Genomic DNA, 14,226 nt, shown 5'->3' on the forward strand with positions numbered 1-14,226 from the left:
GTAGACAATGGGGAGGAGATCGTAATGAAACAAGAAAAGGAACGAATCCTTAAGCTTGTTGAGGAAGGAAAGCTTACAGCACAAGAGGCTTTGACACTGATTGAAAAGCTTGACAGCGACTACAAGGAAAAAGAAGAAAAAATCACAGCGCTCGCAGTTCATGTACATGACGAGGAAGAGCCGTTTACAGCAGAAAAAAAAGAAAGCAGCAAGCCGTCTTTAGGAGCCAAGCTGTTTGATTGGATTGATTCTGCTGTGAAAAAGGTCAAGGAAGTTGACCTTGATTTGAACTTTGGCCATGCGTATGATGTTCAGCATATTTTTCAATTTAAAGATACTGACTTTTCCAGTGTTGAGCTTCAAATTGCCAACGGCAGCGTGAATATCGTTCCTTGGGAAGATGAGGATATCAGAGCGGAATGCCAGGCAAAGGTATATCGCGCTGACAGCCAGGATGCGGCGAGACATGCATTTCTTCAGCATATTGAATGCGAAATCAAAGGAAATAAGTTTTTTATCCGTACTGAGAAGAAAACAATGAAAACGAATGTGACTTTATATATTCCTCAGAAGGAGTATGATAAGATTCGGGTGAAGCTGTTTAATGGTCCGGTCAGAGGGGAACATTTACATGTAAAAGAGTTCTCGGCGAAAACGACAAATGGCGTGCTGTCGTTCTCGCATTTAAAAGCTGAAAAAGCCACAGCTGAAACGGCAAACGGGCAAATTAAGCTCGCCAGCTACAGCTGCGGTACGATAGAAGCGGAAACCATTAATGGATTGATTGATCTCCGCGGGAGAAGTGAAGCGATTGACGTTCAAAGCTTTAATGGGAATATTGCGATTAACGTAACAGAATCAGACTGCCGCTCCATTTACACGAAAACGACGACCGGAAATGTGGAGCTTGCGATTCCGGACGATCTTGCAGTGAAGGCAGAGCTAAAAAGCAATCTTGGTTCGCTGTCCCATGAATTAATGGATGTTGAAATGCTGAAAGAAAAAAATGATACCATTCAAAAAGAAATGATGTTCACTTCAAATCAGGCACATGATCAAAACATAACCGTCTTCTCAGAATCATTAACAGGCGCCATCAAACTAAAGTACTCACAGAGGTGATCGAATGAATAGGCTTTATCGTTCAGAAAAAAACAAGAAAATAGCCGGTGTCATTGGAGGTCTCGCGGAATATTTCAATTGGGACGCATCACTCCTCAGAGTCATAACTGTCATCTTAGCTGTTATGACAAGTGTTTTACCTGTTTTGCTTATTTATATCATTTGGATTTTTATCGTCCCGTCAGAAAGGGATATGAAATGACATGGTAAAATGGGCAGTCAGCATTTTGGTAAATGCATTGTTATTAATTGTCATTGATGGATACATTGACTCCATCCATGTCAGCAGCATCGGGGCAGCGATTATCGCCAGTCTCATTTTATCGATCTTAAACGTGCTGATTAAACCGCTTTTGATTATCTTTACGCTGCCAGTCACGTTGGTGACGCTTGGTCTGTTCTTGTTTGTGATTAACGCCATCACCCTGATGATGACCGCGTCCATTATGGGTGACAGTTTTCAAATTGACGGCTTCGGCACAGCGATATGGGCATCTGTTATCCTGTCGGTGTTCCATTTGCTGATCCAAAAAGGCATTTTAGAGCCGCTGCGAAAGAAATAAAAAAAGCTGCCATACAGAAGGCAGCTTTTTTACATATGGTGTTTTTTTTGTTTAATGCGCTTCTCCGGCGGATACATTTGCGGAAGAAGGCAAAAGCCCAATGCGGCAAATACAAGGCCTAAGAGTCCAAAGGACATGGCAGAGGGCATCAGTGTGAGCAGATAGGCGGATATCATCGGGCCTGCCGCCATGCCTGTATATCTGATAAAGTTAAAAACTCCGATTGCACTCCCTCTATTATGTTCAAATTCATTGGTGATCATTGTGGAATACAAGGGAGGGATGACTCCCATCGAGATGCCAAACAGCGCCAGTGTGAGAGCCATGAGAATGAGAGAAACGGAATGTGTAGCGGCGAACAGCATGATACTGCAGGCCGCGATCACATTGCTGCCGATAAACAAGGTGTTCAGCGCGATTTTTGCCTGTATTTTTTTAAACAGAAACGTACCGGCAATCGTGCTTAGCGCCAGTGGCAAATATAACAGTCCTGCTATGCTCACATCAATATGATAGTGCTCCGTCAGTAATATTGGGAGGTAGACGATCACCGCAAAATAAATGAAAAAGAGGACAAAACTTAAGGTCAAAATGACGTTTCCTGTTCGATTTGTAAATATTGATTTGTAATGAGCAAACACATTGCCTTTAGCTTGCTGCTTAGATCCAGCGGGAGAGTCCTTAGGAAAGATGATGCTGTTTGTCACCAGCATAATGGCAGAGATGGCCGTAAGCATCCAAAAGATCCCTTCGTATCCGGATGCTCCGCCTATGAATCCTCCGAGAACCGGGGCGATAGCCGGCGCGGCGGACAGGAGCATTTGATACGTTCCCATTGCACTCCCGCGTTCACTGCCTGTAAACAGCTGTCCGATCGTTGTGGCAGCTATAAGAGGCAGTGCTGCGGACCCGGCTGCCTGTATCATTCTGAATATCAGAAACAAAGTAAAGTCAGTGGTCACCGCACAGCCGATGCTGGCTGCTGCCGTCGCCATAATTCCGGCAATCAAGACAAATCGCGCGCCTTTAAAATCGATGATGGTGCCTAATATAATTTGCATAATCGCTGTCACAATCATAAAAACTGAGACTGACAGGTTGACCATTGCTGTGGAAACATGGAATGATTCTTTAATAATCGGGATAATAGGTGAATAAATGTTTTGGCTTAAAGATGCAAAAAATGCGCTGAAACAAACAATGTATAAGATCAATACCGCCTTTGATTTTGTTTGAGCCATAAAGAATACACCGCCTTTTGTTTACTTAACAGGTTTGTCCGGAGTCCCATCGGTTTGTTCTGCTTCAAGTGTAGACGTCAGCTGTTCTAGAAATTTCAATACTGCATGTTGTTCGTCTTGTGAAAATGAATCGAGGAATTGGTAAAAAGCCAGCTCCTTTTTTTTATGCAATTTCTCATGCAAGTCGAAAATACGCCTGCCTTTACGGGTTAATTTGAAATATACCTCTTTTTTGTTATCCGTCAGCTGATAGCTGTTAATGAATTCTTCCTTGATCAGTTTTGTGCTGATTTTCGTTACATTTGCTTTCGATAAGTTCATTTTTCTGGCGATTCCGGCATTATTAATGGGTTCATGTTGGCCGATACAGTCAATGACATGTATGCTTGTCATGTTTTTAGGGATATCGATTACATCCTCTTCTGAGGCCTCCTTAAAAAATTGCTGAAGTGAAGTATTCGCTTTTTCTTCATTAAGGTGCAGCAGTCTCACGTATATGTCGTATATCATCCGCTTTGTCAATTCAGACATAGGCTACCCTCTTTCTTAGGAATAATAGTTTACAATAAAACAATAAGCAATATTGTTTACTGGTGAACGATTTTATTTTATCTTTTCTTGTTTTCATTGTCAATTGCTGGTGTGTGAGCTTTATATAGTGCTACATCATGCTAAGTATGAGTGAAAAAAGTGTGTGAAAAATGTGACATTTACATTTATTTTCAAATATTTAGGTACAGATGATATTGACGGGTGGAAGAATAAGGGATAAAATGACTAATGTTTACTAGTAAACATTAATTATGATGTGCGTTTTGAAAATGAAATAGAAGTTTAAATCTTAACATAATTCACTTGGAAACTTTAAGTGCTGCCTGCCTATCATCTTGATCAGTTGTGCCAGTTGTTCCAACTCATTTTTGAGGGTGATGACTTAAAGCGGGATAAGTTTTTAGGGGTGAATAAGATGACCGAAATGGTGACAGAAAGAAAGCCTGTGCATTTTACTGCTGAGTTACTGACACAAAATTGCAGAGAAATATTTGAACGGCGCCGGCACGTTTTGGTGGGAATCAGCCCGTTTAACAGCAGGTTTTCTGAGGATTATATTTACAGATTGATTGGATGGGCAACAGCTGAATTTAATAGCGTTTCCGTTTTGCTTGCGGGGCATGAGGCGGCTAACCTTCTTGAAGCGCTCGGAACTCCCCGAGGAAAGGCTGAACGAAAGGTAAGAAAAGAGGTATCGCGAAACAGAAGATTTGCAGAAAGGGCTCTTGCGGCTCATGGCGGGGACCCGATGGCGATTCATACATTTTCTGATTTTACGGAAAACAAAGCCTATCAGCTGATGAGACAAGAAGTTGAACATGCGTTTTTTGAGCAGCCTCATTTTCGGCACGCTTGTTTGGACATGTCTCGCGAAGCGATGATCGGGCGTGCGCGCGGAATCAGTTTGATGATGGAAGAAGTCAGTGAGGATATGCTGAATTTGGCTGTTGAATATGTCATTGCTGAGCTGCCGTTTTTTCTCGGAGCTCCGGATATTCTTGAGGTGGAAGAGACACTCCTTGCGTATCATCGTCCGTGGAAGCTGGGTGAGAAGATCAGCAACCATGAATTTTCTATTCGTATGCGTCCGAATCAAGGGTATCTCATTGTGCAGGAAATGGAGCAGCTTCTTTCTGAAACACGGCTCACATCTGAAGGATGATAGGGGGAGTAAACATGAATCAATCCATTAAATTGTTTAGTGTACTTTCTGATCAATTTCAAGAAAATCCATATGCTTATTTTTCACAGCTGCGGGAGGAAGATCCTGTTCATTATGAAGAGTCGATAGACAGCTATTTTATCAGCCGCTATCATGATGTCCGCTATATCCTTCAGCATCCGGATATTTTCACGACAAAATCACTTGTTGAGCGTGCTGAACCAGTCATGCGCGGCCCTGTACTGGCCCAAATGCATGGAAAAGAACACTCCGCAAAAAGAAGAATTGTAGTGAGAAGCTTTGTCGGGGACGCATTGGATCATTTGTCTCCGTTGATTAAACAAAATGCAGAAAACCTGTTAGCGCCTTATCTTGAAAGAGGGAGAATTGATCTCGTCAATGATTTTGGAAAGACGTTTGCGGTGTGTGTCACGATGGACATGCTCGGGCTGGATAAAAGAGACCATGAAAAAATCGCTGAGTGGCATAGCGGAGTTGCCGATTTTATCACGAGTATCTCTCAATCTCCTGAAGCGCGGGCGCATTCGTTATGGTGCAGCGAACAGCTTTCCCAATACTTGATGCCGGTCATTGAAGAACGCCGCGTCAATCCGGGATCAGATTTAATTTCCATCCTATGTACTTCTGAATATGAAGGCATGGCGATGTCGGACAAGGATATACTGGCACTGATTCTTAATGTGCTGTTAGCCGCAACAGAACCGGCAGATAAGACGCTGGCACTGATGATATATCATTTGCTCAACAATCCCGAGCAGATGAATGATGTTTTGGCTGACCGTTCGTTAGTGCCAAGAGCTATTGCGGAGACGTTGCGTTATAAACCGCCGGTTCAGCTGATTCCGCGGCAGCTGTCTCAAGATACGGTGGTCGGCGGTATGGAAATCAAAAAAGATACGATTGTTTTTTGTATGATCGGAGCGGCTAACCGGGACCCTGAAGCATTTGAACATCCTGATGTGTTTAATATTCATAGGGAAGATCTCGGCATCAAGAGCGCTTTTAGCGGCGCCGCCCGGCATCTCGCTTTTGGATCCGGCATCCATAACTGTGTAGGAGCAGCTTTTGCCAAAACCGAAATCGAGATTGTAGCCAATATTGTGCTGGATAATATGCGGAATATCAGATTAGAGGAAGGTTTTCATTATGCTGAGTCCGGTCTGTATACACGCGGACCTGTTTCACTTCACATTGCGTTTGACAGGGCATAATAAAATCTCAAAGGTCTCTCCCTATGCGGGTGAGGCTTTTTTACATATGTTTGGCCCACAAGTTGAAAAACGCAGTCACTGTTTTTAAATCATCAATTGAAAATTCGTTGAAAAGCTGTTTGTATTGCTCCTTTGCTTTCTCATGAAGCTGTTCATGTAATGCCGCCAGTTCTCTGCCGCTTTCAGTTAGCTTATAAAAAATTTCTTTTTTGTTGCCAGGCTTTTTGGTCACTGTGATGATATTGTGTTTCAACAAGGCTTGCACTGCTTTTGAAACAGCGGCTTTTGAGATGTGTAAGCGGGATGCCAAGAAGCTGTTGTTCACATTTTGGCTGGCATGTATACAAGAAACAATGTGAAGCTGGGTCAATGTCCATTCTTTTCTGAGGTGTTCGAGATGTTCTGAGGACATGTCGCGGGACGGTATCTGCACCTTTTGCATGACACGTTTATCCCTTTTTGATGCGAATTGTTGTATAGCTTGAATTAATTCATCATGAATACGGTTGTCCATCAATTTGCCTCTCTGATTTAATTGTTAACTGGTTAACTATCCTTAGTTTACTGGGGAATAGTGGGATTTTCAAGAGGCAGACGCTTTTTTGTTCTTTATGCACAAAAATGAACTCATAACCTTCCCTGTTCAGACGCAAAATACATGAAAAGGGAGGTGTTTTGATGAGGAAATACACTGTTATTGCTTCTTTATTCTTGTCTTTTCTTTCAGTTTTGTCTGGCGGCCATCATGAACCGAAAGCTGTTCCTGTTATAAATCAGGGACCATTCCAAACGCCTCATTACATACCCTTGCTTGAAAATCCTCCTCAAATCGATGTGAAAGCTGAAATGAAAAGCAACCTGATGATTGAGGCTCAAGTGCGTGACAATGAGTATCAAGCATTTTCTGCCTTTCTGTTTTATAAACAAAGTAATGAGCTGGGCTACAAAATGGTGCCGATGGATCCGACACCCGGAGCGGTCCGCAAGTTTTTCGCGCAGATTCCGAAACGGTTGATTTGGAACAGTGAGCTTGAGTATTACATTGTAGTTTCCAATGGGAAGCAGCGAGTCGAGTCGGAGATGAAGAAACTGAAGCTTGAGGGATATCAGGCTGATCTTGCCCATATTCCGGAGCTTCTGATCACAGAGCTAGCGATTGATACAAAGAACACGGGACGTGCAGACGGTTATGAATTTATTGAGATTTATAATACGACCGACAGAACGATTGATTTTAAAGACTATCACATCCGTTACCGTTACCCGAAAGAAGGGCCTGACTCCGATCTGATTTGGAGACCGGAAGAAAAGATCACGATACCATCCGGCGAATCGTTTGTGGTTTGGCTGAAGCCTGCCGGGCATCCAGAATTGACGGCGGAGGATTTTAATCGATATTATCAGACGCAATTAAAGGAAGGGAAAAATCTTGCGGTGATAGAAGAGTCAGAGGGTATGGCCAATACCAGACCGCGGGCAGTCGTGATTTCAACGAATACAGGAAAAGATATTTCGGTTGCACATTATCGGAAACATGCGCTGCGCCGGCTGTCGTCTGTGCTTTACAAGTATCCGCTGAACGGAACCGCAGAACTTCTCAATATTTCAATCGGAGAAAAGAATCCGTCTCCCGGAACTGTATTACAGGCGCAGGTGCCCGAGCAGAAACGAAAAATCAAGCTTGATAAAGAAAAACCGGTCATTGAAGATTTGACTGACCGCAAGCCTGTCCGTCCGGCTGAAAGCATTGAACTGCGCGCTGACATACAGGACCGCAGTCTTGTGAAAACGGCGGCTTTCTACTATCGGACAGATGAAAACAAACCGTTTAAGCGCATTCTCGCTGAAAAAGACCGCAATGACAATCTCTATCATTATATTGTGTATTCGCCTGAACTGATCGGGAAGGACCAGCTTGAGTATTACGTGACGGCAGGGGACGGGATCAATGAAGCAAGAACCCCGGTTAAAATGATTGATATTAAACAAACAAGCAAGTCGCACGGTTTGCGGTTGAACATTGAAAACAGAGACACGCTGTCGGGAACCCAGTTTCTTAAAGCGACAACAGACGGGCGCACTGACAGTATTAAGCTGTGGATTGACGGAAAAAAACAAGTGACAGAGCCCGCTATGGAAAAAGAAGTGTATTTTGCGTTCGATACGAGAAAAACGAATCTTTACTTTAAAAACGCCGTAACGATGGAAGGCAAAGTGTTAAAGGTGTTTGATGATACGACAAATAAATACCGTACTTATTCTGTTCCATTGCCAGAGACGCTGCTTCGTAAAGGAAAGCAGCTGCAGCATATTACGATACGATCAGGTTCAAAGGTGTCGCCGTTTGATACGGCTGAAAACCGTGATGATTTCTTAGTCAAAAACGCACGATTGGTGTTATCGGATGGTACGGTGATCAGGGATCAGAGAGTTTCTCCTGACAAGGAACTCTTTATTGGAGATAATCAGCGCTCGAATAAAAGCTGGCAATTTCAATTCAACCTGCCTGACGGACTTTTGACGTCACAGCTGCTGGAGTGGGATACGTCAAAGCTATCTGAAGGTGCCCACCATATTCAAGCAAGCGACGGCAAGGAAAATGTAAGCTTGGTTGTGCGGGTAGATAATTCAGGGCCCCACATCGAGCCGAATATCACCGAGGGACAAACGTACAAAGGCAACCTCATCCTGCAGGCGGATATGTATGATAAATGGAGCAAAATTGAGGAAGCGGAGGCGTCTTTAGATGGTGAAAGCATTACACTTCCATACCATACGTCATCTTCTGAACTTTTGCCGGGAAAACATTCGCTAAAAGTGACAGCAACGGACCTCGCGGGCAATAAAACAGTTGTTGAGCGGACGTTTAAAACAGAACGTGAGCATCCAGATCAGCCGGAGGTCATAGACAGCGAAGCCGACATGCATAGAGCTAAGCTTTCTGTACGAGTGAAGGATCCGACGAATGACGCCATGGATGTCGCTTTTTATAGAGGATTTCAATATACAGCGCGAAACAATGTGAAAATATTCAAACATGCGTCACGGACTGAACCGCCGAAAAGCTTTGTGCCGGAAAGTGAGACCCCGTTTACAAATAAAGAATTAGAGCGGGTATCTGCTGCTGACGGAAAAACAGTATCGACAGAAAAGAAGGAGCTTTTCCCTTATCATCGCTTTGAAGTGACGGTCGATCCTTCAGTTGATGAGAATGACTTGGCGGAAGCGGTTTGGAAGGGAAGTTCTTTGCCGGGGAGAAAGGTGACGATGTATGTTTGGAATTATCGGACAAACGAGTGGCAGCCGATTGACAGCTTTGTTGCAAAGAATGACAAACCGTTTACGCTGAAGGCGTCTGTGATCGCCTCCGATTTTGTACGGAAGTCGAAAATGAATGTGATCGTACAGGATGAAATTCCTCCTGCGAAGGATATGTACACATTTGCCTGGATGTCCGATACACAGTATTACGCCGAAAGCTATCCGCATATTTTTGATAAACAGACCGAATGGATAAAAGATAATCAAAAGCAACTCAATATCAAATATGTGTTTCACACGGGTGATATTGTAGATGATTCCGCTGATATCAGACAGTGGAAAAACGCGAATCGGTCAATGTCTGTTCTGGATAAAAGCGGGATTGCTTACGGCGTGCTGGCCGGTAACCACGATGTCGGGCATAAAGATGGCTCCTACAGGGCGTTTGGCAAATATTTTGGCAGTGATCGTTTTGATAAAAAAATGCATTATGGCGGTTCTTATAAAAATAACCGCGGACATTACGACCTGATTTCAAGCAACGGCAATGATTATATCATGCTGTACATGGGATGGGGCATAACCGATGAAGACATCGCGTGGATGAATCAGGTACTGAAGAAGCACCCTGACCGGATGGCTGTTTTAGCATTTCATGAGTATTTGCTGGTCAGCGGAAACAGAAGCCCGATCGGAGAGAAGATATTCAAAAAAGTCGTGAAGCCGAATTCGAATGTGGTGATGGTGTTAAGCGGGCATTATCATAGTGCGATGAGAAAAACTGATGAACTTGATGATGATGGTGATGGAAAACCGGATCGCCTCGTGCATCAAATGCTGGCTGATTATCAGGGCGGGCCAGAAGGCGGGCAAGGGTATTTGCGTTTGCTCCAATTTGACCAGGCGAATGATATGGTGCATGTGTCGACGTACTCTCCGCATTTACAAGATAAAAACTACTATGATACGGATACCTACGGCAACAAGGATGAGTTTTCACTTTCGCTTGATTTGAAGCCAAGGATCAAAAAGGTGGAAACCGATTATTTTGAGTGTAATATATATACCAATGAAGAGCTCGGAAAACGGGAGCAAGTGAAGAGCGGGGATACCGCTGAATTCCGCTGGGATCACCTTGAGCCGCACTCTGTTTATTATTGGTACACCATTGTAGAAGACGGTTTTAACGGCAAAACGAAGTCACCGATCTGGAGGTTCAAAACGAAAGAAGAGACATATCGTCCGGCTCCAGACCAGTTAGATTTTCGCCATGTCTCCAATCCTTAAAGAGGGTTGGAGATTTTTTTATGAAAGCCGATCCATGTAGTGGACAAATGTATAACGGTCGCCCCTGTATACAGATTTTGCATGTTCAAAAGCAGTTCCGTTCTGTAAATACGTTGTTCGTTTGATTAACAGGACAGGTGCCCCTTTTTGAATGCCGAGTATGTTTGCTTCTTCAGATGTTGCAGCGCTTGGTTCAAGCTCCTGTTTTGCACGGGAAATGGGTATGCTGTTGTATCTTTCAATATGCTCGTAAATCGATGACTGAAAATGCGATTCATTTAATTCACCCGCAAGCTCAAACGGAATATGTGAGGATTCGATCGCCATCGGAATATCATTTGCCAGCCGCACCCGAGTGATTTTATGGATAGGGGAGGGGTGCCCGCAGCCTAATATAGCGGCGAGCCCCTCCGTTGAATCAATAAGCTGGTAGTCAATGAGCCTGCTGCCCGGTGTCATCCCGCGGCTTTTCATATCCTCGGTAAAGCTTGTCAGCCCTTGGAGTGCTTGTTCCATTTTTGGCTTGCTGACAAAGGTGCCCCGACCTTTTAGGCGATAGAGAAAGCCTTCATTGACTAAATTAGAAAGAGCCTGGCGAACCGTCATCCGGCTGATCCCAAATTGTTCGGCATATTCACGCTCGGAGGGAAGAGGCATATCTGGCTGCAGCTCTCCGCTCTTAATTTGGGCTTTTAATTGCTCCATAATCTGATAATAAATCGGAATAGGCGATTGTTTATCGATATTCATAAGTCAGCATGTTCCTTTCAAGGCCTTAATGCCGCGGCTTCACGATCAATCAAAACCGTTACATCGGAATGCAAGTGCAAAGCAGATGCTGGGAAATCTTCACTTATGTCTCCTTCTAACAGCTTTTTCACAGCTTCTGCCTTGCTCTTGCCGGAAATAAGCAGCAGAATGCGCTTGCTTGAAAGAATCGTCTGGATTCCCATTGTGAGTGCTTTTTTCGGCACACTGTCTATTGAAGGGAAATATCTGGCATTCGCCTGGCGGGTTTGTTCATTTAAAGTCACAACGTGTGTTCGCGACTTGAAAGGCGTTCCCGGTTCGTTAAAGCCGATATGCCCGTTTCGGCCGATGCCGAGAAGCTGAATGTCAGTTCCGCCAAGGGATTCGACTACTTGTTCGTATCGTTTGCACTCGGCTTCCAGATCGTCTGCATTTCCATTCGGAATAAAGTGCCGGCTTGGAAGGCTGTCGATATGCTGAAAAAAACGGTTTTTCATATAGAAGTGATAGCTGTTCGGGTCATCGCTTGAAAGTCCGGCGTATTCATCCAAATTAACCGTGGTGACGTTTTTAAATGAGAGGTTCTCAGTTTGGTGCAGGCGGATCAGCTCGCGATATGTGCCTTCCGGTGTGCCGCCTGTTGCTAAACCGAGAACGGCGTCAGATTTTTCCTTGATTGTGTCTGCCGCTATTCTGGCTGCTTTTTGGCTTAGCTCTTCATATGTTTGACATTCCATTACTTTCATATCTGGTCAGCCTCCTTGGATATAAATGCAATGTTTCCACGGCAAATGGTGAGAATCACCTCGCACTCACTGCTGACAATTACAAGATCGGCATCTTTTCCCTCTGCCACACTGCCTTTTCGGTCAAAGATGCCCAGCTGTTTTGCCGCGTTTGCAGAAGTTATATTAGCTATATCCGTCCAAGAACAATTTGTAAACTCACGCATATGCCGTGCACCTTCGTTCATTTTGAGGATCGAACCGGCAAGTGTTCCGTCTGAAAGAAGAGCTGTTTTTCCTCTTACCGTCACACTCTGGCCGCCGAACTCATATACGCCGTCTTTCAGGCCTTTTGCCCTCATTGAATCGGTAATTAAAATGAGCTTGGTGCTGCCTTTTGCCAAGAAAGCAAGCTTAGCAGCTAAAGGATGGGAGTGGATGCCGTCGGCAATAAGCTCTGTCACAAACCCATCATGGGCAAGCGCTGTTCCGATCACCCCTGGCTCTCGGTGATGAAACGGGCTCATCGCGTTGTAAAGATGGGTCATATGGCTCGCGCCTGCTTTCGCGGCCTCCGACAGTAATGCGGAGTCGGCATCTGTGTGCCCCATTGAAGCGATAATGGATTCTTCTTTCAAATAGCGGATCAGTTCAAAATGCTGATCCTCTTCCGGCGCAAGTGTAACAATTTTGATCAGTCCGCCCGCCTCCTGCTGCCACTTTTTGAAAAGGGCAACATCCGATGGCCTAATCCATTCCTTTGGCTGCGCTCCGGCTCTTTTAGGTGAAACAAAGGGGCCCTCTAAATGAATGCCGAGCAGTTCCGCACCTAATAAAGAGGATTCCTCAGCTGCTTTCCAATCTCTAGCATTCACCAAAGCTTGAGAAATGTGCCCATGTTCCTGAGTAATCGTTGTTGCTAAAAAGCTCGTCGTGCCTTCTTCGGGCAGTCTTGACGACATGGTGTCTAGGGCTGAAAAGCTTGAATCCATTGTATCTGCGCCATAGCCGCCGTGAATATGAATGTCAATCATCCCGGGAAGCAAGACGGAATCTGCCGGTGCTTGAATCTCTTTTGAATAAGACTCTTTAGGCCGTTCTGTTGAGACTGTGCTGATTTTTCCCTCATTGATTCCGACATAGCCATTTTTGATTACTTCATTTTCTGTCACGATCGCGATGCCTTTGATAAGAAGACTTTCTGCCATAAATGATCCGCCTTTCTGGAATATGAATACATTTATTTTACTCCTTTTCAGACTAGTGATCTAGACCAGCCAAGGCGTTTTCCTGTCTTTTATAAAATCTGTTTTAGGTTCAAGCCCGAAAGTGATAAAATGAAATTATTGTGAGCAAGCTCGGGGCAGCCCGGAACAGGAGGAACATATCGTGGCAAAGGTTCGCACAAAAGACGTAATGGAACAGTTCAATTTGGAATTAATCAGCGGAGAAGAAGGAGTTAACCGCCCGATTACTATGAGTGACCTATCAAGACCAGGCATTGAAATTGCCGGATATTTTACATATTACCCGAGAGAGCGCGTGCAGCTTCTCGGGAAAACAGAGCTTTCTTTCTTTGAACAGCTGCCGGAAGAGGATAAAAAGCAGCGAATGGATTCTCTGTGCACGGATGTAACACCAGCTATTATTCTCTCTAGAGATATGCCTATCCCGCAGGAGCTGATTGATGCTTCTGAGAAAAACGGCGTGCCTGTCCTCAGATCGCCGCTGAAAACGACAAGGCTGTCAAGCCGGTTGACCAACTTCCTTGAGAGCAGACTTGCGCCAACCACAGCCATTCACGGTGTGCTTGTGGATATCTACGGTGTCGGCGTACTGATCACAGGAAAAAGCGGCGTCGGGAAAAGTGAAACCGCGCTGGAGCTTGTAAAAAGGGGGCACCGCCTTGTTGCCGATGACTGCGTTGAAATTCGGCAGGAGGATCAGGATACCCTTGTCGGAAACGCCCCTGAATTAATTGAGCATCTTCTTGAAATCAGAGGGCTTGGCATTATCAACGTGATGACGCTGTTTGGTGCCGGTGCGGTCAGAAGCAATAAACGAATTACGATTGTCATGAATCTTGAGCTTTGGGAGCAGGGGAAGCAATACGATCGTCTCGGGCTTGAGGAAGAAACCATGAAAATCATTGATACAGAAATTACAAAACTGACGATTCCTGTCCGTCCAGGCCGAAATCTCGCAGTCATCATCGAAGTGGCAGCAATGAACTTCAGATTGAAGCGGATGGGGCTGAACGCCGCGGAGCAATTTACCAATAAGCTGGCGGATGTCATTGAAGACAGTGAACAAGACGAATAGGAGTTGGCG

At 44.6% G+C, this 14,226-nt stretch carries 13 protein-coding genes; 7 read left to right on the forward strand and 6 right to left on the reverse strand.

Annotated features, from left to right (window positions below):
* Positions 1–24 precede the first annotated feature (24 nt).
* The 3 genes from AC4CV5_RS03255 to AC4CV5_RS03265 are packed head-to-tail and all read left to right on the forward strand — an operon-like array spanning position 25 to position 1,685.
* Entirely contained in the window at positions 25–1,122 is a 1,098-nt protein-coding gene (locus AC4CV5_RS03255; protein WP_490922073.1) for a DUF4097 family beta strand repeat-containing protein, read from the forward strand.
* Positions 1,123–1,126: 4 nt separating this feature from the next.
* Positions 1,127–1,324 carry a PspC domain-containing protein gene (locus AC4CV5_RS03260; protein WP_166847815.1) on the forward strand — a complete coding sequence of 66 codons (198 nt, stop codon included), beginning with the start codon at positions 1,127–1,129 and terminating at the stop codon, positions 1,322–1,324.
* A 1-nt stretch (position 1,325) separates the two neighbouring features.
* A complete protein-coding gene (locus AC4CV5_RS03265; RefSeq protein ID WP_166847818.1) occupies positions 1,326–1,685 on the forward strand; it encodes a phage holin family protein in 360 nt (119 codons plus the stop codon).
* Positions 1,686–1,714: 29 nt separating this feature from the next.
* Here AC4CV5_RS03265 and AC4CV5_RS03270 read toward each other — a convergent pair whose 3' ends face one another.
* Positions 1,715–2,926 carry an MFS transporter gene (locus AC4CV5_RS03270; RefSeq protein ID WP_490922074.1) on the reverse strand — a complete coding sequence of 404 codons (1,212 nt, stop codon included), beginning with the start codon at positions 2,924–2,926 and terminating at the stop codon, positions 1,715–1,717.
* A gap of 21 nt (positions 2,927–2,947) precedes the next feature.
* Positions 2,948–3,457, reverse strand: a complete 510-nt coding sequence (pchR, locus tag AC4CV5_RS03275; protein ID WP_166847824.1) for a pulcherriminic acid biosynthesis transcriptional regulator PchR — start codon at positions 3,455–3,457, stop codon at positions 2,948–2,950.
* A 436-nt stretch (positions 3,458–3,893) separates the two neighbouring features.
* On the opposite strand from pchR, the gene pchC reads away from it, so the two are divergent.
* Complete coding sequence (gene pchC, locus AC4CV5_RS03280; protein ID WP_166847827.1) at positions 3,894–4,640, forward strand: cyclo(L-leucyl-L-leucyl) synthase; 747 nt, start codon at positions 3,894–3,896, stop codon at positions 4,638–4,640.
* Positions 4,641–4,654: 14 nt separating this feature from the next.
* Complete coding sequence (cypX, locus tag AC4CV5_RS03285; protein ID WP_166847830.1) at positions 4,655–5,872, forward strand: pulcherriminic acid synthase; 1,218 nt, start codon at positions 4,655–4,657, stop codon at positions 5,870–5,872.
* Positions 5,873–5,912: 40 nt separating this feature from the next.
* Here cypX and AC4CV5_RS03290 read toward each other — a convergent pair whose 3' ends face one another.
* On the reverse strand, positions 5,913–6,386 hold the full coding sequence (locus tag AC4CV5_RS03290; protein WP_326222209.1) for a MarR family transcriptional regulator: 474 nt from the start codon (positions 6,384–6,386) through the stop codon (positions 5,913–5,915).
* Between the two features lie 164 nt (positions 6,387–6,550).
* Here AC4CV5_RS03290 and AC4CV5_RS03295 point away from each other — a divergent pair, with 164 nt between their 5' ends.
* The gene (locus tag AC4CV5_RS03295; protein WP_490922075.1) at positions 6,551–10,420 is read left to right on the forward strand and encodes a lamin tail domain-containing metallophosphoesterase family protein; all 3,870 of its coding nucleotides are present in this window, start codon (positions 6,551–6,553) and stop codon (positions 10,418–10,420) included.
* A gap of 18 nt (positions 10,421–10,438) precedes the next feature.
* On the opposite strand, the gene nagR is transcribed toward AC4CV5_RS03295, so the two are convergent.
* Genes nagR through nagA form a run of 3 tightly spaced genes read right to left on the reverse strand, consistent with a single transcriptional unit; the run spans position 10,439 to position 13,103 of the window.
* Positions 10,439–11,170 (reverse strand): N-acetylglucosamine utilization transcriptional regulator NagR, encoded by a 732-nt coding sequence (gene nagR, locus AC4CV5_RS03300; RefSeq protein WP_490922076.1) that lies wholly within the window; start codon positions 11,168–11,170, stop codon positions 10,439–10,441.
* 17 nt (positions 11,171–11,187) lie between these two features.
* Entirely contained in the window at positions 11,188–11,916 is a 729-nt protein-coding gene (gene nagB / locus AC4CV5_RS03305; RefSeq protein ID WP_490922077.1) for a glucosamine-6-phosphate deaminase, read from the reverse strand.
* The gene (gene nagA, locus AC4CV5_RS03310) at positions 11,913–13,103 is read right to left on the reverse strand and encodes an N-acetylglucosamine-6-phosphate deacetylase (RefSeq protein WP_326222206.1); all 1,191 of its coding nucleotides are present in this window, start codon (positions 13,101–13,103) and stop codon (positions 11,913–11,915) included. Before nagA ends, nagB begins: the two co-directional genes overlap by 4 nt.
* A 181-nt stretch (positions 13,104–13,284) precedes the next feature.
* Here nagA and hprK point away from each other — a divergent pair, with 181 nt between their 5' ends.
* Positions 13,285–14,217, forward strand: a complete 933-nt coding sequence (gene hprK, locus AC4CV5_RS03315) for an HPr(Ser) kinase/phosphatase (protein WP_014115306.1) — start codon at positions 13,285–13,287, stop codon at positions 14,215–14,217.
* Positions 14,218–14,226 lie beyond the last annotated feature (9 nt).

The organism is Bacillus sp. NS1 (assembly GCF_058248265.1).

Excerpts from the sequence above, each read along its gene's own strand:
- AC4CV5_RS03255 (WP_490922073.1), top strand. The coding sequence starts at position 25 with ATGAAACAAGAAAAGGAACGAATCCTTAAGCTTGTTGAGGAAGGAAAG.
- AC4CV5_RS03260 (WP_166847815.1), top strand. The coding sequence starts at position 1,127 with ATGAATAGGCTTTATCGTTCAGAAAAAAACAAGAAAATAGCCGGTGTC.
- AC4CV5_RS03265 (WP_166847818.1), top strand. The coding sequence starts at position 1,326 with ATGGTAAAATGGGCAGTCAGCATTTTGGTAAATGCATTGTTATTAATT.
- AC4CV5_RS03270 (WP_490922074.1), bottom strand. The coding sequence starts at position 2,926 with ATGGCTCAAACAAAATCAAAGGCGGTATTGATCTTATACATTGTTTGT.
- pchR (WP_166847824.1), bottom strand. The coding sequence starts at position 3,457 with ATGTCTGAATTGACAAAGCGGATGATATACGACATATACGTGAGACTG.
- pchC (WP_166847827.1), top strand. The coding sequence starts at position 3,894 with ATGACCGAAATGGTGACAGAAAGAAAGCCTGTGCATTTTACTGCTGAG.
- cypX (WP_166847830.1), top strand. The coding sequence starts at position 4,655 with ATGAATCAATCCATTAAATTGTTTAGTGTACTTTCTGATCAATTTCAA.
- AC4CV5_RS03290 (WP_326222209.1), bottom strand. The coding sequence starts at position 6,386 with ATGGACAACCGTATTCATGATGAATTAATTCAAGCTATACAACAATTC.
- AC4CV5_RS03295 (WP_490922075.1), top strand. The coding sequence starts at position 6,551 with ATGAGGAAATACACTGTTATTGCTTCTTTATTCTTGTCTTTTCTTTCA.
- nagR (WP_490922076.1), bottom strand. The coding sequence starts at position 11,170 with ATGAATATCGATAAACAATCGCCTATTCCGATTTATTATCAGATTATG.
- nagB (WP_490922077.1), bottom strand. The coding sequence starts at position 11,916 with ATGAAAGTAATGGAATGTCAAACATATGAAGAGCTAAGCCAAAAAGCA.
- nagA (WP_326222206.1), bottom strand. The coding sequence starts at position 13,103 with ATGGCAGAAAGTCTTCTTATCAAAGGCATCGCGATCGTGACAGAAAAT.